General features: G+C 72.4%; 15 protein-coding genes. 6 read left to right on the forward strand and 9 right to left on the reverse strand.

Annotation, left to right across the window (positions count from 1 at the left end):
• Positions 1-54: 54 nt before the first annotated feature.
• Complete coding sequence (locus IG64_RS14235) at positions 55-1,155, reverse strand: Gfo/Idh/MocA family protein (RefSeq protein WP_078883997.1); 1,101 nt, start codon at positions 1,153-1,155, stop codon at positions 55-57.
• 89 nt (positions 1,156-1,244) lie between these two features.
• Between IG64_RS14235 and IG64_RS14240 the strand changes: the two genes are divergently transcribed.
• The 3 genes from IG64_RS14240 (at position 1,245) to IG64_RS14250 (ending at position 4,829) form a co-directional block, all read left to right on the forward strand.
• Positions 1,245-2,630: a multidrug effflux MFS transporter gene (locus IG64_RS14240; protein WP_051812905.1), complete on the forward strand. Its 1,386-nt coding sequence runs from the start codon at positions 1,245-1,247 to the stop codon at positions 2,628-2,630.
• Positions 2,627-3,757 carry a serine hydrolase domain-containing protein gene (locus tag IG64_RS14245; protein WP_078884009.1) on the forward strand — a complete coding sequence of 377 codons (1,131 nt, stop codon included), beginning with the start codon at positions 2,627-2,629 and terminating at the stop codon, positions 3,755-3,757. The genes IG64_RS14240 and IG64_RS14245 overlap by 4 nt, the downstream gene beginning before the upstream one ends.
• A gap of 61 nt (positions 3,758-3,818) precedes the next feature.
• A complete protein-coding gene (locus IG64_RS14250) occupies positions 3,819-4,829 on the forward strand; it encodes a small ribosomal subunit Rsm22 family protein (RefSeq protein WP_037855925.1) in 1,011 nt (336 codons plus the stop codon).
• 112 nt (positions 4,830-4,941) lie between these two features.
• Here IG64_RS14250 and ddaH read toward each other — a convergent pair whose 3' ends face one another.
• Complete coding sequence (ddaH, locus tag IG64_RS14255) at positions 4,942-5,763, reverse strand: dimethylargininase (protein ID WP_420709927.1); 822 nt, start codon at positions 5,761-5,763, stop codon at positions 4,942-4,944.
• Positions 5,764-6,028: 265 nt separating this feature from the next.
• Here ddaH and IG64_RS14260 point away from each other — a divergent pair, with 265 nt between their 5' ends.
• Together IG64_RS14260 and IG64_RS14265 are read left to right on the forward strand one after the other, a co-directional pair.
• Complete coding sequence (locus IG64_RS14260) at positions 6,029-6,655, forward strand: TetR/AcrR family transcriptional regulator (RefSeq protein ID WP_037855708.1); 627 nt, start codon at positions 6,029-6,031, stop codon at positions 6,653-6,655.
• 267 nt (positions 6,656-6,922) lie between these two features.
• Positions 6,923-7,675: a bifunctional DNA primase/polymerase gene (locus IG64_RS14265; protein ID WP_037855711.1), complete on the forward strand. Its 753-nt coding sequence runs from the start codon at positions 6,923-6,925 to the stop codon at positions 7,673-7,675.
• Between the two features lie 170 nt (positions 7,676-7,845).
• Here the strand turns inward: IG64_RS14265 and IG64_RS14270 are convergent, their stop codons facing one another.
• The 4 genes from IG64_RS14270 to efeO are packed head-to-tail and all read right to left on the reverse strand — an operon-like array spanning position 7,846 to position 12,129.
• Positions 7,846-8,865 (reverse strand): hypothetical protein, encoded by a 1,020-nt coding sequence (locus tag IG64_RS14270; protein ID WP_051812907.1) that lies wholly within the window; start codon positions 8,863-8,865, stop codon positions 7,846-7,848.
• Positions 8,825-9,697, reverse strand: coding sequence for an iron uptake transporter permease EfeU (efeU, locus tag IG64_RS14275; RefSeq protein ID WP_037855717.1), 873 nt, complete (start codon positions 9,695-9,697; stop codon positions 8,825-8,827). The genes IG64_RS14270 and efeU overlap by 41 nt, the downstream gene beginning before the upstream one ends.
• A gap of 4 nt (positions 9,698-9,701) precedes the next feature.
• A complete protein-coding gene (gene efeB, locus IG64_RS14280; protein WP_037855722.1) occupies positions 9,702-10,967 on the reverse strand; it encodes an iron uptake transporter deferrochelatase/peroxidase subunit in 1,266 nt (421 codons plus the stop codon).
• A gap of 10 nt (positions 10,968-10,977) precedes the next feature.
• Entirely contained in the window at positions 10,978-12,129 is a 1,152-nt protein-coding gene (gene efeO / locus IG64_RS14285; protein ID WP_037855725.1) for an iron uptake system protein EfeO, read from the reverse strand.
• Between the two features lie 222 nt (positions 12,130-12,351).
• Between efeO and IG64_RS14290 the strand changes: the two genes are divergently transcribed.
• Positions 12,352-13,005 (forward strand): PhzF family phenazine biosynthesis protein, encoded by a 654-nt coding sequence (locus IG64_RS14290; RefSeq protein ID WP_037855727.1) that lies wholly within the window; start codon positions 12,352-12,354, stop codon positions 13,003-13,005.
• 502 nt (positions 13,006-13,507) lie between these two features.
• On the opposite strand, the gene IG64_RS14295 is transcribed toward IG64_RS14290, so the two are convergent.
• The 3 genes from IG64_RS14295 to IG64_RS37615 are packed head-to-tail and all read right to left on the reverse strand — an operon-like array spanning position 13,508 to position 16,361.
• A complete protein-coding gene (locus IG64_RS14295) occupies positions 13,508-14,086 on the reverse strand; it encodes a hypothetical protein (RefSeq protein ID WP_158771569.1) in 579 nt (192 codons plus the stop codon).
• A 5-nt stretch (positions 14,087-14,091) separates the two neighbouring features.
• Entirely contained in the window at positions 14,092-15,978 is a 1,887-nt protein-coding gene (locus tag IG64_RS14300) for an alpha/beta hydrolase (protein ID WP_037855729.1), read from the reverse strand.
• Positions 15,979-15,983: 5 nt separating this feature from the next.
• On the reverse strand, positions 15,984-16,361 hold the full coding sequence (locus tag IG64_RS37615) for a hypothetical protein (RefSeq protein WP_158771571.1): 378 nt from the start codon (positions 16,359-16,361) through the stop codon (positions 15,984-15,986).
• Positions 16,362-16,926: the final 565 nt, after the last annotated feature.

A 16,926-nucleotide genomic window follows, 5' to 3' on the forward strand; every position in this document is an offset into this window, starting at 1 on the left:
ACGGATGCCCGCAGCAGGGGGTGCGCCGGCCGGCACCTCCGGCCGGCCGGCGTCTCACACGAGCGCGGGTGCGGACCGGGACTCGGGGTCCGCCGCCTCCCCGGGGTAGCGCACCCCGATCCGCTCCCGCACCGCGTCCAGCGTCCGCATCACCGCGAGCGTGCCGTCCAGCGGCACCACCGGCGACTCGGTCTCGCCCGCCCGCAGCGCGCGCATCACCTCCAGCGCCTCGTGCCGCATGCTGGTGCGCGGGCCGTCGGCCGGGTCCGCCGTGAACTCCTCGGGGTCGCGGCCGTCGCGGTGCAGCACGAAGCGCTCCGGGTGGAAGAAGCCGGACGGCACGTCGATACGGCCGCGGGAGCCGGTGACGGAGGCGGTCGTCCCCGTACCGCCGGTGATGGAGCAGTGCACCTGGGCCAGCGCCCCGCCGTCCCAGGAGAGCAGCGCGCCGGTCTGGAGGTCGACGCCCTCGGGCGAGAGCACCGCCTTCGCCGTGACGTCCGAGGGCTCACCGAGCAGCAGGTGGGCGAAGGACACCGGGTAGACACCGAGGTCGAGCAGTGCCCCGCCACCGAGTTCCGGGTCGCGCAGCCGGTGCGCCGGCGGGAAGGGCCCGGCCAGCCCGAAGTCGGCCTGCACGGTGCGCACCTCGCCGATCGCCCCGTCGTCGACGAGCGCCTTCAGCCGCCGCACCAGCGGGTTGCAGTACATCCACATGGCCTCCATCAGGAAGCGCCCGTGACGGCGGGCCAGCGCGACGAGTTCGGCGGCCTCGCGCAGGTTCAGCGTGAAGGGCTTCTCGCACAGCACGCCGCGCCCGGCCTCCAGGCACAGGCCCGCGGCGGCGCGGTGGGCGACGTGCGGAGTGGCGACGTAGACGACGTCGACGCCGGGGTCGTGCGCCAGTTCCTCCCAACTGCCGTACGCCCGCGGGATCCCGAACCGCTCCGCGAACGCCTCGGCGGAGTCCGCACGGCGGGAGGCCACCGCCACGACCTCGGCGTCCGGCAGGTCCACCAGGTCCGCGGTGAAGGCGGCGGCGATCCCGCCGGTGGCGAGGACGCCCCAGCGCACCTTCTCTTCCGCCCGGCCGGACGCTCGGCCCGGCGCCCCGCCGGACGTTCCAGCGGACGCCTCACCGGATATTCCAGGCATTACCGGACCCCATCCTCGCTCATGCGTTCCTCGGCACGGTGTACGAGCTGAGAGCATAGGTGGCGGACCAGCCGGAGAGGGAGGGACACATGTCCGAGGGTGGGGCGTCGGCACCGCACAGGACGGCCGCGGGGGAGGCGGCCGTACCGAAGCCGAGGCCGCAGGCCGTCCCGCCACCGCCGTCACCGACGCCTGCCCCGCCGGACCGCGCCGCCCGCCGGACCGGGCTGCTGGTGACGCTGATCCTCGGCAGCCTGACCGCCACCCCGCCGCTCGCGATGGACATGTACCTGCCCTCGCTGCCGGAGGTCACCCGGTCCCTGCACGCGCCCGCCGCGACCGTCCAGCTCACCCTCACCGCCTGCCTGGCCGGCATGGCGCTCGGGCAGATCGTCGTCGGCCCGATGAGCGACCGGTGGGGCCGCCGCCGCCCGCTGCTCGCCGGTCTCGCGGTCTACGTCCTCGCCACCGCGCTGTGCGCGCTCGCGCCGAACGTCGAGATCCTGGTCGCCTTCCGGCTGGCCCAGGGCCTGGCGGGCGCGGCCGGCATAGTGATCGCCCGGGCGGTCGTCCGCGACCTGTACGACGGCGTGGCCATGGCCCGGTTCTTCTCCACCCTGATGCTGATCTCCGGTGTCGCGCCGGTCGTCGCACCGCTCATCGGCGGGCAGATCCTGCGGGTGACGGACTGGCGGGGCGTGTTCGTGGTCCTCACCGTGGTCGGCGCGCTGCTCGGCGCGGTGGTGTGGACCAGGCTCCCGGAGACCCTGCCGCCCGCCGAACGCCACGAGGGCGGCATCGGCGAGGCACTGGGCTCCATGCGCCGGCTCCTCGCCGACCGCGTCTTCACCGGCTACATGATCGCGGGCGGCTTCGCCTTCGCCTCCCTGTTCGCCTACGTGTCCGCGTCGCCGTTCGTGATCCAGGAGATCTACGGCGCCTCGCCGCAGACGTTCAGCCTGCTGTTCGGGCTCAACTCGATCGGCCTGGTCACCGTCGGCCAGATCAACGGCAAGGTGCTGGTCGGCCGGGTCCGCATGGACCGGGTGCTGGGGGCCGGGCTCGTCGTCGTCATCGCGGCGGCGACCGCCCTGCTGCTGATGGCGGCGGGCACCTTCGGGCAGGTGGGCCTCGTGCCGGTGGCCGCCGCGCTGTTCGTGCTGATGTCCGCGATGGGCATCACCATGCCCAACACCCAGACGCTCGCGCTGATGCGCACCAGGCACAACGCCGGTTCCGCCTCCGCGCTGCTCGGCACGTCCTCCTTCCTCATCGGCGCGGTCGCCTCCCCGCTCGTCGGGATCGCCGGGGAGCACACCGCCGTGCCGATGGCCGTCGTCCAACTGGCGGCGGCGCTCGTCGCGCTGGGCTGCTTCGTGGGAATGTGCCGCCCCTGGGACACGGCCGCGGCGGATCCGGCGCACGGCCCAGCGGGAGCAGGGCGGACACAGGAAGCAGAGGGAGCGGAGAGCTGAGCGCGTCGAGACTGCGCCGGGACAGCCCGCGGAAGGCCGGGCTCGACCCCGCCGAACTGCGAGAACTCGTCCACGAGGTGCACGCCCTCACCGCCGGGAGACGCCCCTGGGCGGCGGGCGCCGTCGTGGTGGCCGGGCGCGGCCCGGTGATCGCCGTGGAGGAGGCGGCGGGCTGGGCCGTGCGGTACGCCTCCTACGACCCCGACACCGACCGCGGTGTCGAACTGCCGCCCCGGGCACGGGTCCCCATGACCGTCGCCACCCCCTTCGACCTGGCCTCCGTCACCAAGCTGTTCACGGCGGTCGCCGCGATGCAGCAGATCGAGCGGGGCACGCTGGGCGTCGACGCGCGCGTGGGGGCGTACCTCCCGGAGTTCCACGCCGCCGCCGCGCACGGCGTCACCGTACGGCAACTGCTCACCCACACCTCGGGACTGCGGCCCGAGATCCCGCTGTACGACTGCCCCGACCACACCGCCCGGCTCGCGCGGCTGCGCGCCGAGCCGCCCGTGGGGGTGCCCGGCACCTACACCTACTCCGACCTCAACCTGCTGCTCCTGCAGCACGTCCTGGAGCGCATCACCGGCCGTCCCCTGGACGACCTGGTCCGCGAGGGGATCACCCGCCCGCTCGGCATGACGGACACCCGCTTCGGTCCCTGCCCCGGCGCGGCGGCCACCGAGGACCAGCGGCGGCCCTGGGCCAAGGCGGACCGGGGGATGCTGCGCGGTGAGGTGCACGACGAGAACGCGTGGGCGCTGGGCGGAGTCGCCGGGCACGCGGGCCTGTTCTCCACGGCGGGCGACCTCGCGGTCTTCTGCCGCGCGCTCCTGGCCGGCGGGTCCTACGGGTCCGCCCGCATCCTCGGCCCCGACTTCGTCGAACTCCTCCTGACCCCGCCGGGGCTCGGCTTCGCCGTGGACCAGCCCTGGTTCATGGGCGAGCTGGCCGGACGGGGAGCGGCGGGCCACGCCGGCTTCACCGGCACGTCGGTGGTCCTGGACCCGGCGACGGACACCTTCCTGGTGCTGCTGGCCACCACCGTGCACCCCCGCAGACGGCGCCCCGACAACCGGCCGCGCGCGGCGGCGGCCACCCGCCTCGCCCGGGCCGTGCGCGGGACCTGAGCGCGGGCCGGGGCCCGGCGCCGGGGCCCGAGCACCCCGCGCGGGCTGAGAGAATCGCGTGGTGAACGACGTCGTACTTCCGTCGGAGACCCTCCGTGCCGCGCTCTCCGGGCTGCTCGACGGGCTGCCGCCGCGGCAGGCCGCGGGGGCCGTGGAGCGGCTGATCGCGAACTACCGCGGCAGCACCCCGACCGACGCCCCGATCCTGCGGGACCGCGCCGACGTGGCCGCCTACGCCGCGTACCGCATGCCGGCCACCTTCGAGGCGGTACGCGCGGCACTGACGGCGTTCGCCCGGACCGTCCCCGGCTGGACGCCCGCCGACCACGTCGACGTCGGCGGCGGGACCGGCGCCGCGACCTGGGCCGTCGCCGCCACCTGGGCCGGCGAGCGCCCGGTGACCGTGCTCGACTGGGCGGAGCCCGCGCTCGCCCTGGGCCGGGAGATCGCCGCCGCCCACCCGGACCTGCGCGCCGCCCGCTGGCAGCGGGCGCGCATCGGCGCGGCACTCGACCTCGGCACGGCCGACCTCGTCACCGTCTCCTACGTCCTCGGCGAACTGACCGGCCAGGACCGGGCGGCCGTCGTCGACGCCGCCGCGCGCGCCGCGCGGACCGTCGTGGTCGTCGAGCCGGGCACCCCCGACGGCTACGCCCGCGTCATCGAGGCCCGTGACCGGCTCGTCGCGGCCGGCTTCCGCATCGCCGCGCCCTGCCCGCACAGCGCCGCCTGCCCGATCGTGCCGGGCACCGACTGGTGCCACTTCTCCGCCCGGGTCAGCCGCTCCTCGCTGCACCGCCAGGTCAAGGGCGGCTCCCTCGCCTACGAGGACGAGAAGTTCGGCTACGTCGCCGCCACCCGCCTGCCCGACGCCACGCCCGCGCCCGCCCGCGTCGTACGCCGCCCGCAGATCCGCAAGGGGCAGGTCCTGCTCGACCTGTGCGAGCCGGACGAGCAGCTGCGCCGCCGTACGGTCACCAAACGCCACGGCGACCTGTACAAGGCGGCCAGGGACACCGACTGGGGCGACGCCTGGCCGCCGGACGGCACTGCCGGCGGCCCGGACGCGTGACCGCGGCCCACCGGCCGCACGCGCGGCTGCGCCCCACCGCCGGGCCGCCGCACCGCGGGCCCGCGGGCAACGGCCGGGACGCCCGGCCCCGGCCCGCACGCCCGGCTCCCTCTCAGTCGCGCAGCTCCAGCGAGCAACACTTCACCCCGCCGCCGCCCTTGCGCAGTTCGCTCAGGTCCACACCGACCGGCGTGAAGCCGCGGTCCCGCAGCGCCCCGCACAGTCCGGCAGCCGCCTGCGGCAGCACCACGTGCAGACCGTCGGACACGGCGTTCAGCCCGAAGACGGCGGCGTCCTCCTCGCTCGCCACCAGGGCGTCGGGGAAGAGCCGGCGCAGCACCTCCCGGCTGCCGGGGGAGAAGGCCGCCGGGTAGTACGCCACCTCGTCCGCCGCGTCGTCGAGGACGGCGAGGGCGAGCCCGAGGTGGTAGAAGCGGGGGTCGACCAGTTCCAGGCCGACCACCGGACGGCCCAGGAACTCCTGCGCCTCGCCGTGCGCGAGCGGGTTGGTGCGAAAGCCCCGCCCGGCCAGCAGCCAGGAGGAGGTGACCGCGAAGTCGCCCTCGCCCTCGTTGATGTGCACGGGCACGTGCAGGTGCGCGAAGCCGTTCCCGGCGAACCACCGCAGGTGCGCCTCGGCCTCCGGCTCCCGCCGCGCGTGGGCGAACCGGGCGCCGAACACCCGCCCGTCCACCACGAGGGCGCCGTCCGCCGTGAACACCATGTCCGGCAGCCCCGGCTCGGGAGCCAGCACCTCCACGGTGTGCCCCAGGGACCGGTACACCTCGCGCACCTGCTCCCACTGGGCCAGTGCCAGTGCCGCGTCGACCGGCTTGGCCGGATCCGCCCAGGCGTTGTCGGCGCAGGTGACGGAGAAGTGCGCGGGCGGGCACATGAGATAGCGCCGGGGACGGGCGCTGCGGGAACGGACCAAGGCGGGCTCCTCGGAGAGATACCACAGGGACGGGGACGTCGTACCCGCGTGCGGAACAGGGACGCCGTACCCGCGTGGCCGGTGGCCGGGTCGCTTGCTGCCATGGTGCGCCGGGCACGGCCGTCGCGCGCGGGCCGGGGGGCGGCCTTCGCCCGCGCGGGTGGCGAGGGACGGCGGGGCGCCGTACGGGACCCGTCCCGGCGGCGCTCCGGCGGCGGGCCCGGCGGCGAGACGCCCCGTCTCACCACCCTGCTACCGTCGGGCCATGGTCAAGAAGCCCGCCCCCGACGCCGCCCGCCGCAGTGAGAAGTCCCGCCGTGCCATCTACGACGCCGCGCTCGCGCTCGTCGCCGAGGTGGGGTACCCGAGGACCACGGTCGAGGGCATCGCCGCACGGGCCGGGGTCGGCAAGCAGACCATCTACCGGTGGTGGCCGTCCAAGGCGGACGTCCTCCTGGAGGCCTTCCTCGACCTCTCCGAGCAGGGCGCACGGGTCAGCGGGGAGAAGCTGGGGGAGACGCGGGGCGGCATCCCGGACACCGGCGACCTCGCCGCCGACCTGAAGGCCGTGCTGCGCGCCACCGTCGACGGGCTCCTCGACCCGAAGTTCGAGGCGCCCTCGCGCGCGCTGGCCGCCGAGGGCCTGGTGAACGAGCCGCTCGCCCGCGAGCTGGTGGCCCGGCTCCTGGAGCCGCAGCTCCAGCTGTACGTGCGCAGGCTGCGCTCCGCGCAGGCGGCCGGAGCCGTGCGCCCCGACGTCGATCCGCGCATCGCCCTGGAACTCTTCGTCTCCCCGCTCGCCCAGCGCTGGCTCCAGCACACCGGCCCCCTCTCCTACGCGTACACCGACACCCTCGTCGACTACGCGCTGCACGGACTCGCCCCGCGCTGAACCCCCGGCGCCGCCCGCGCCGAGCCCCCCGGCGGCCCCGCCCGGCCCCAGCGCACGACGGCCTTGCACCACCGCCGTGCGCCCGCGCTGCGCCCGCGCTGCGTCAGACCGCGCCCGCGCTGCGCCTGCGTGCTCCGCCCCGCGCGAAGCGGCCGCCGCTCCAGCCCGCAGGACCCCGGATACCGGCTCCGGTCACCGAAGGCGCAGGATGGTGGGACCATGGGAGGCCATGGAGCATGCTGTCCAACCAGCGAGGCGAGGGGATAGATGAGCGGCGCGGAGTTCGGCGGCCGTACCGGCCGACAGGGCAAACTCTCCCAGTGGCTGCGCGGACGCCGCCCGAAGGAGGCCGCCGGGGACGGCGGCCGGGAGGCCCTGCTGCTCGCCGCCGCCGGCGCGGGCCTGCCGCTGGCGCCCGCCGCGCACCCGGGATCCGGTTACGGCTGTTCCTGCGACCGCGTCGGCTGTCCCACGCCCGCCCGGCACCCGGTGTCGTTCGCCTGGCAGACGCAGTCCACGACCGACCGCGCGCAGGTCGAGCGCTGGGCCAGGCACCAGCCGCAGGCGAACTTCATCACGGCCACCGGCATGACCCACGACGTCCTCGACGTGCCGCTGGAGGCCGGACAGGAGGCGCTGGAGCGGCTGCGGGCCACCGGCGTCGACGTCGGCCCGGTCGCACGGAGCGACGACGGCCGCATGCTGTTCTTCACCCTCACCCGCGGCACCCCCGAGGACGAGGACGAGTGGTGGCCGTGCGAGCTGGACTGCCACCCCGAGACCATGGACGAGCACCCCGGCCTGCGCTGGCACTGCCGCGGCTCCTACGTCCTCGTACCCCCGGCCCGGCTGCCCGGTGACGAGGGCCGGGCGGTGCGCTGGGTCGAGGGCCAGGGCCCGGAACACGCCCTCCCGGACCCGCTCACCCTGCTGGAAGCCCTCACCGACGCCTGCGCCCGCCACACCGCCGACGACAGCGACCCGGGCCACGCGCACACGGCCTGGCCCGTACGCCACTGACCGGGGACGGCCACTGAAGCGGGGACCGCCACTGAGCGCGGACGGGAACCGACCGCCGAGGCAACCGACCGCGGACGGCCCCGAGCCCGCGCGCCCCGGCCTCCTGAGCCCCGGACTCCCGCTCCGCTCCCTGTCCCCTCGACGTCCCCTCGACGGGAACCCGGCGCGCGTCAGCCGCCCTGCGCCGACGTCATGCCCTGCACACGGCCCACGACCGACACCTTCTTGCCGCCCGCACCCGCTCCCGTGCCCGCGCCCGTGGCCGGGTCGAGAGCCACTTCGCTGGAGACGAACTCCATCGTCAGCGACTGCTTGATCTCACCCTTGGTGAGCGCCCGCACGCCCTTGTTCGGCGTCGGCACCGAGGCACCCGAGGCGGCCGTCTGCTTCTGGTAGTGGTGCGTGGCGAAGAACACCAGGGCCCCGCCGTCGGCCGTGCGCAGCGCCAGCGGGGCGTAGTCGCCGCCGGTCAGCGGCTCGTCGATGTACTGCGTGGCCAGCCCCGGCCGCACCGCGTTCTTCGCGCGCAGCGCACGCCAGCCCGAGGTGTGCACCCCCGCGGCGAACGTGTCACCGCCGTCCTTCAGGTACGTCGCGTAACCGCGGCTCAGCCCGCCCGGCGCGGCGGCCAGCCCGGCGGCGCCGGCGGGCACGGCCTCGGCCCAGCCGTCCTCGTCCTCACGGAACTTCGGCACCCCCTCGGGGGCCACCAGGGTCAGGTACGCCACCTGCCACTTCTCGGTGAGCGCGTGCCGGGTGAACACCAGCAGCCAGCGTGCGCCGCCGCCCTTGCTGCCCTTCGCGTCGGCGAGGAACCAGCGCGGCCAGCCGGCCTTCTTGGGGATGGTGAACTTCGCGTCCGTCAGCTTCAGCGGCGCGTGGGCGGTGTTGCCGCCCGGGCTGTTGATGTGGCCGGCCTTCAGCCGGGCCGCGTCGATCGCGCCGAACGCGCCGGTGACGTGACCGGCGTCCAGCGAACTGTCGTACGCCTTGTCGGCCTTGTTGTACGCGGCCGTGAACTGCGCCAGCGCCGTCGCGGCCTCGGCCCGCGTGGCCGAGGGGAGCACCTCGCGCTCCCCGTGCACCACCACGCACCCGCCGGCGGTCAGCGCCAGCGCGGTCACGGAGGCCGCCAGCGCGGCCGTGCGCTCAAGCCTGCGAAGCCTTCGAGGGCCGCGACCCCTGCTCATCAGCTACCGTCACCTTCCCCTTCCCGGAGGCGAACCCTACCGGGGCGAAGAACACGGTGAGCGTCGGGACCAGGTACAGCAGCCACACCGTGACCTGGAGGACGGTCGGGTCCGGCTGGAAGTTGAACACGCCCTTCAGGAGCGTGCCGTACCAGCTGTCCGGCGGGATGGTGCCGGAGACGTCGAAGGCCAGGTTCGTCAGCCCCGGCAGCCAGTCCGCCTCCTGGAGGTCGTGGAAGCCGTACGCGAGCACGCCCGCCGCGACCACGACCAGCATGGCGCCGGTCCAGGTGAAGAACTTGGCCAGGTTGATCTTCAGCGCGCCCCGGTAGAACAGCCAGCCGAGCAGGACCGCGCTGGCGATGCCGAGGGCCACGCCGATCAGGGGGCGCGGGGTGCCGTCGGAGGCGGCGTGCACGGACGCCCACACGAACAGGGCCGTCTCCAGGCCCTCGCGGCCCACCGCCAGGAACGCGGTGGCGACCAGCGCGCCGGTGCCCATGGCGAGGGCCGCGTCCAGCTTTCCGTGCAGCTCGGACTTCAGGTGCCGGGCGGTGCGCCGCATCCAGAACACCATCCACGTCACCAGGCCGACCGCGATGACGGACAGCGAACCGCCCAGCGCCTCCTGCGCCTCGAACGTCAGCTCCTGCGAGCCGAACTCGAGGACGCAGCCGAAGCCCATCGCGATGGCGACCGCGATGCCGATGCCGGTCCAGATCGGCCGCAGCGCGTCCCTGCGGCCGGTCTTGACCAGATAGGCGATGAGGATGCACACGACGAGGCTGGCCTCCAGCCCCTCGCGCAGACCGATCAGATAGTTGGAGAACACGGACCTACGCCTCCTCGGACAGCAGTGTGCGGCCCCACCAGTCGTCCGCGTCGCGGACGCCGGGCGGGATCGCGAAGACCGCCGAACCCACGTGCTGGATGTATTCGTTGAGCGCGTCGTGCGCGGCCAGCCTGCGCTGGAGCGGGATGAACCCCGTGCGGGGGTCGCGCTGGTAGGCCAGGAAGAACAGGCCCGCGTCGAGGCGGCCCAGACCGTCGGTGCCGTCGGTGAAGGAGTAGCCCCGGCGCAGGATCGTGATCCCGCCGTTGGCGTCGGGGTGCGCGAGCCGGACGTGCGCGCCGGGCTTCATCGCCTTCAGGAACGGCTCGTCGTGCTCCTTGGCCTTGCCGGCCGGCGCCCCCTCGCCCTTGTCCCGGCCGAAGACGTCCTCCTGCTCCTGCAGCGAGGTCCGGTCCCAGGTCTCGATGTTCATCCGGATGCGCCGGGCGACGAGGTAGGAACCCCCGCTCATCCAGGCGTCCTCGGCGCCGCCGTCCCCGTCCCCGGCCCACACGAACTTCTCCAGCCGGTCCGTCTCGGTCCCGGCGATGTTGCGCGTGCCGTCCTTGAAACCGAAGAGGTTGCGCGGGGTCTGGGAGCCGGGGGTGGTCGAGGAGGTCTTGCCGAAGCCGAGTTGCGACCAGCGGATGGCGACCTTGCCGAAGCCGATGCGGGCCAGGTTGCGGATGGCGTGCACGGCGACCTGCGGGTCGTCCGCGCAGGCCTGGATGCACAGGTCGCCGCCGGTGCGGGTCCGGTCGAGGTTGTCGCCGGGGAACCGGGGCAGGTCGACGAGGGCCGCCGGGCGCTTCTCCCTCAGCCCGAACTTCTCGAACAGCGAGGGCCCGAAGCCGAGGGTGAGGGTGAGCCGGGAGGGCGGCAGACCCAGCGCCTCGCCGGTGTCGTCCGGGGGCGCCTCGGCGAGCCCGCCGTAGGCGCCCTCGCCGACCGCCTTGCCCGCCGTCATCCGGCGCGCGGCGGCCGTCCAGTCCTTCAGCAACTGCACGAACTCGGCGCGGTCGTCGGTCTTCACGTCGAACGCGGCGAAGTGCAGCCGGTCCTGGACGGGCGTGGCGATGCCCGCCTGGTGGGCGCCGTGGAACTCCACCGCGCCGGACTCGTCCGGACCGGAGGCGTCCGCGCCGTCCCCGTTCTTCGCCAGCGCCACCGCGCCGCCGGCCGCGACGGCGCCGAGCGCGAGCCCGGCCCCGCCCCAGCCGATCAGCGCCCGCCGGGACGGGGCGGTGCCCTGCGTCTGTTCCTCTGCCATGACCCCGCCCCTACTTCTTCACCACGGCGACGGCGAGCTTGGACAGCGGCTCGGCGAGTGCGTTCACCGCGTCCGACAGCTCCTTGCGGCCGTCCTTGCCGACCGTGTCGTAGGAGACGAAGTCGTACTGCGTCTTGTCCGAGCCCTTGGTGCGGTAGCCGTCGAGGAGGGTGTCCAGCGCGCCGAACTGCTTGTCGAGTTCCCTGGTGAGCGCCGGGTCGTTCTTCGCCGCGACCGGCTTGAGCAGGTCGTACGCCTTCTGCGCGCCCTCGACGTTGCCCTTGAAGTCGACCAGGTCGGTGTGGGCGTAACGGTCCTCCTCGCCGGTCACCTTGCCGGTGGCGACCTCGTCGAGGAGTTCCTTGGCGCCGTTGGCCATGGAGGTCGGGGTGATCTCGGCGGTGCCGACCCGCTTCTGCCAGTCCTTGAGGTCGGTGACGAGCCGGTCGGCGAGGGTCTTCTCCTCGGCGCCGATCTTCCCGTCCTTGAACAGCGACTTCTCCAGCCGGTGCCAGCCCGTCCACTGCTGGCCGTCCTCCAGGCCGTCCTCGCGCACGTCGACCTTGGGGTCGATGTCGCCGAAGGACTCGGCGACCGGCTCGGTGCGCTCCCAGCCCAGGCGCGAGGGCGCGTAGGCCTTCTTGGCGGCGGCCAGGTCCCCGGCCTTGACGGCCTTCACGAACGCCTCGACGCGGGGCAGGGTCTCGTCGGCCTGGTCCTGCGCGTACTGGCGGTAGTCGGCGACGGCCTTGTCCAGCCGGGGGTCGCGCGCGGCGGCGGCGCCCTTGCCGGTGACGGTGAGCTTCTGGCGCACGCCGTGGCCCTTCATGCCGGGACGGCAGGCGATCTCGTACGAGCCCGGCTTGACCTCGGCGGTCAGCGTGTACTTGGTGCCGGGGCCGATGTTCTCCTTCTCGGAGACGATCCGGTCGTCCGGGAAGACGATCTCCACCTCGGTCGCCCGGGATCCCTTGTTCTCTATCTTCAGCGTCACCTGGCCGGCCGGGACGCTCTTCGCGGACGTCTCGCACGTGGAGTCGGCCGCGGTCACCTGGATCGCGTCGCCGTCGGAGGCGTCGCTCTTGGCGGTGCAGGCCGTCACGGCGGTCAGAGCGGCCGCGGTGGCGGCGGCGGTGACGACGGAGAGTCGGACGGCTCGCATGCAGGCTCCAGGTGAGAACAGTTGGTGAGGCTGCCCTAACTTACCCGAGGCTTACCTCACCTCCACCCGTCCGGTCCGTGATTCAGCTCGCATCGGCTGCCCGCAAAGATCACAGGCACGGCTTGATCTCGACACCGCAAAGGGGAGGTCACGCAACGGCAAATCACCGGTAACGCGGGTCCGGCGCCGGGTCCCCGGCCCCGCTGGTGCTTCAATTCCCCGGTGACTGACTACGACGTGCTGCGCGTCTTCTGCGGCCCGCGCGGCGGCTACGGCAACGAACTGGGCGTGGTCCGCGACGGCGCCCTGCTCCCCGGCCGCGACGACCGCCAGGCGTTCGCCGCCGAACTCGGCTTCAGCGAGACGGTGTTCGTCGACGACCCCGAGCGCGGCGTCATCGACATCTACACCCCCACCCTGCGCCTGCCCTTCGCCGGTCACCCCTGCGTCGGCACCGCCTGGCTGCTGGACGTACCGGAACTGGTCACCCCGGCGGGCCGGGTCGGCGCCCGCATGGACGGCGAGTTCACCTGGATCGAGGCCCGCCCCGAGTGGGCCCCGCCCCGCACCCTGCGCCAGTACGCCACCCCCGCCGAGGTCGACGACCTTCCCGTCCCGCCGCCCGGCGAGTGGATCTACGCCTGGTCCTGGGAGGACGAACCGGCCGGCCGCGTCCGCGCCCGCGCCTTCCCCGGCCGCGGCGACGGCATCGACGAGGACGAGGCCACGGGTGCGGCGGCCCTGCTGCTGACGGCCCGACTGGGCCGCGCCCTGAACATCACCCAGGGCTCCGGCTCCCAGATCCTGACGGCACCCCAGCCGGAGGGGTGGGTGGAGGTCGGCGGGCGGGTGGTCCTTGAGGGGCAGGAACGCTGACCGGTGCCGGGCTACGACTAACGATTCGGTCCCACCGGCCGCCGCTATTGCGGTGCAGGTCCGGCTTGAGAGCGGACCGGCAGAGCGTCAGATGCCGTCGAGCGGGTCGGTTGCGTACTCCCCACGCTCTCCCGGCACATTCGTCGGTATCGACCTCACGCAGCTGCAGGATGTGGTCCGTCTTGACGTGGCGGGCCGAGGAGTGTCCGAGAATTGCGGGGAACGGTGCTTCGAGGGCGCCGTGGTCGTCCTCAAGGCTGCCGCAGCTGTGAGAAGCGAAGCGAGAGCAGCGGCTCGGGCGGGTGAGTAGGCGCTCAGACGACCGGTGGTCTCATCGGCACATCGTTCCCTCCGAGGAGGCGATTGATCTCGGTGGCGTGCGGATGATCCGGCCGATGCTCCGCTGCACTGCGGTGAGAACGAGGGCCTGGCGCCTTGCCACTGTCCGTGACGTCGCACCGGCACCCGCTGCTGGAGTGCGGCATGCCCTAACGGTGCGACGTCAGAACTCCTTGCGAAGGTCCGTACCCTCGGGCGCTCGGAAGCAGCCGGATACGACAGTGACCTCGATCCTGGGGTTCGATTCGTGAAGGTGGGTGGGAGTGGCCACCACGAGTACAGCGTTCACCGAGTAGGGCTCGGTCTTTGAGTCGGCCGTGAGCTCGATGACCTTTGCCTTGCTCTTATTGGGGCCGTAATCGACGATCTTCCAGCCGTGCTCGGGCAAATTCTCCCGCAAGCGCTGGAATCCCTGCTTCAGTTTCTCTTCCGACACCTGGTAGAGCGACCAGGGGTGGTGCATTCGGTAAAGATGATCGGAATCCTTGTCACAGAGAGAGACGCCAGCACCCCCCTCGGTCGTCTTGCCTTCTTTGACCCCGATCATGTCGAGGATCTGACTGGAGAAATGGTTGGCCTGTGTCCTGGCTTTGTCCACGGCGAGGGTCGTCGGCTTGGGATCTTTTCCGGAGCCGGACGCATCGTTGCTAGTCACGTCTTTCGAGCATCCCGTCACGAGGAGGGGCAGGGCAAGCACCGCAGCGGCAAGAGCACGTTGACGACGTAGCAGAGGTTTCATCATCGGACTCACTTTTCTTCCGTAACCAGGTCGTACTGGCCCACGACCACCCGGGCTTGATTCTGCAAAGATCTCGAATCCTCGTCCCAGTAGCCGCTGTGCCCGCTCGTATTGACCTCCATCCGATTCCCCCCGAATGCCTCGTCGGACGGAATGGTCGTAATGTAACCGGCATTGTAGGGAATCCCGTGGTAGTACTCCGCCCCCCACTTCTGTCCTCCCAGGAACTGTTTGCCGATGTAGGGAACCGGGTCGTCACTGGCGGCTTCGGACCATACATGATCCTTGCCCACGCCCAGGTCGCTCGCGTCGCCCACCAGCATGCCCGGACTGCCGGCAACCACGATGTCGTTGGCAGCGATGTGGTGCTCCTTGGCGGCAGCGCCGACGACGGTGGTGCCATAGCTGTGGGCGATCAACGTCGTGTGGTTCGACGGCGTGCATGCCTCAGAGCCGCTACGGGCCGTCTGCAGGCCGTCCAGGAAGTTGTTGAGCGTGGGAGCCGCGGCGAAGGCATAGCTCGGCGAAGGGGCTTCGGTGAAGACGTTCTGCGGGGCGTCGTAGCCGATCCAGGTGATGGTGGACGTGGACTTGTCGGGTGCCATCTGGTGCGTCTGTCGCCACGTGTCCGTCATCCGCTTGATGTCGCCGCCGGCCTTCGCCAATTGCGCCCCCGTCCCGGGCACATACACGGCCGTGTTATCCGCTGTGTCCGGGTTGCCGTTGGCGATGATCGCGTGTCCGAGGCCTTTGGTGTCGAAGCCGAGCACGTACGCCTGCGGCAGGGCGGGCTTGCCGTTCGGTCCGGGCACGCCGCTTGCGTCCAGCCTGGCCTGGATATCGTCCATGCCGCTGAGCATGTCCCGCACCCGCACACCGCCGGCTTTCTGCCACTGCTGCCAGATCGGGTTGACGACGGCTGAGGGAGGATCACCGACCCGGACGTACTGTGGCGGCTCGGGGCCCAGCCGCTCGTACTCCTGGGCGTACTGGGCCCGTGTTTCCGCCAGCACCATCCGGTTGGAGGTGTCACGTACCTCGGACGGCAGGCCGTCGAGCGCGCCGATCTCGGCCGGATAGAGCGTCGCGTACTCATCGCGCTGCTCGTCGGTGAGGCCGTCCCACCACTTCCTGTTCTCGGCGGGAGACTTCCGGTGCGGGATCTTCTTCTCGTCGAGGTGGTCGCCGACGGTTTTCTGCACGGCCTGCAGGTCCTCGGCCGCGTCGATCAGCATGTCATCGGTGACGTCGAGCCCGCCCGGAGCCTTGAGCTTGCGGAGCACGGATGCATAGCGCGCGTCGATCTCGCCCGCCTCGCGCACAGCGCTCGCGATCTGTTCCGCGACGCTCTCGGCCATGGCCATGATGGCATTGCCGCTGCCTTCGCCCTTGCCCGGCAGGTAAGGGACCGGCGCGCCCGCTCGCGCTGTGCCACCGCCCTCACCGGGGGCGAACGGCGTGGCAGGTCCTGCCTGCCACGCACCTGGGGCGTACGGCCCGTAAGGGACGGGCGCCGGGGCGCCGTCCTTCGCAATGGGCGGGGGATACGTCACCGAACCGTCCTCGTTCACTGTGAACTTGTACGTCTCGGCGGCTTCCAACGCCTGCTTCAGCTTTCGCTGCGGGCCTTCCAGGCCGGCGGCGAGGGACTCAAGAGTCGTCCGGATCAGACCGCACTCACCGTGGATGTACTGGTAGTTGCGACTGAGCCGGTCCAGGTCACTGGCCGCCTTGGTGGCCGTCTCCCCCTTCTGGGTGGACCGGACTGGAATCGTCATCTCCCGGTCGACCCGAAGGCGGGCGGCGTCCGCGCGGCGACTCACCTTGCCCCATCCGTCGGCGGCGTCCCGGTACTCCGACAGCTTCAGGTCCCGAAGTTGCTGCCATGTGGCCACCGGCCTCACCTTGCCCAATCCGGGCGGTTGCCCACGTGAACTCCACTCACCCGGCCTGCGGCGTGCTGGTCGACCTCACCGAAGTGCTTCCCGGTCTTGGCCAGGGTGGCGTGCAGTCGGCCGCATTCGTCTCGGACAGCGGTGAGCCGAGCAACCCAGATGGCACTGATCTCGTTCAGCGCGGCCGTACAGTCGAAACCCTCGGTGCCACTCGTTGAGCCGGTGCCGGCCTCCTCAAGGTCGGTCAGGCCGTTGTTGGTGGTGGTGTGCAGTTCGTCCGCCACGCCAGACGCGCTCGTCCACGGTGTCTTGCTGATCCTCAGATCGGCGTCGCCGCCCCCGGCGCCACCGCTTGCCCCGCCGTTCACGCTCGCCAGTTGCATGCGGCTGTGTCCCGCATCGTCGGAGCGGGGCGGAACGCCTACGGCCTTCTCCCAGTCAAACCCCACGCGCTTGTCCTCCCCACGCCATGCGTGGCCCTCCCCGTGTCTGGTCGTACGTCGCCGAGATGCTGCGAACGCGCGCTATCGCGGTGCTGTGGCAGTTGAGAGGCATCGTAGTAACGCTGCGTCGAGCGCCCCATCCGTATCAGCCACCAGCCCGTGTGAGTATGGGTACTCAGACAGCGCCAGATCCTCGATCGGACGGGGGCAGGTTGTCCGGTGGACCGGCGGTCCGTACGACGAAGGCGTGACCCATGGGCGGGGTAGTGCCGTTGACCTGGGGTGCGCGCGGCCGTGGGGAGCGCCGCTGCGGTTGTCCGACGCTTTCGGACGACGACAGCAACCGCGGTCCCTGCTCCGCTCACGACCTGACCGCCGCACGCCATGACGGCATCATCGAAGCAGCCCTCGCCGATGGCGGACGGTGCTGGGCGGACAGGGCGTACCAAGGCTCCGGCGGAACCGTCCGGGGCCCCTTCCGGGGCCGACGTCGTCAAGAGATGGG

Source organism: Streptomyces sp. NRRL S-340 (assembly GCF_000720185.1).
Taxonomy (GTDB): Bacteria; Actinomycetota; Actinomycetes; order Streptomycetales; family Streptomycetaceae; genus Streptomyces.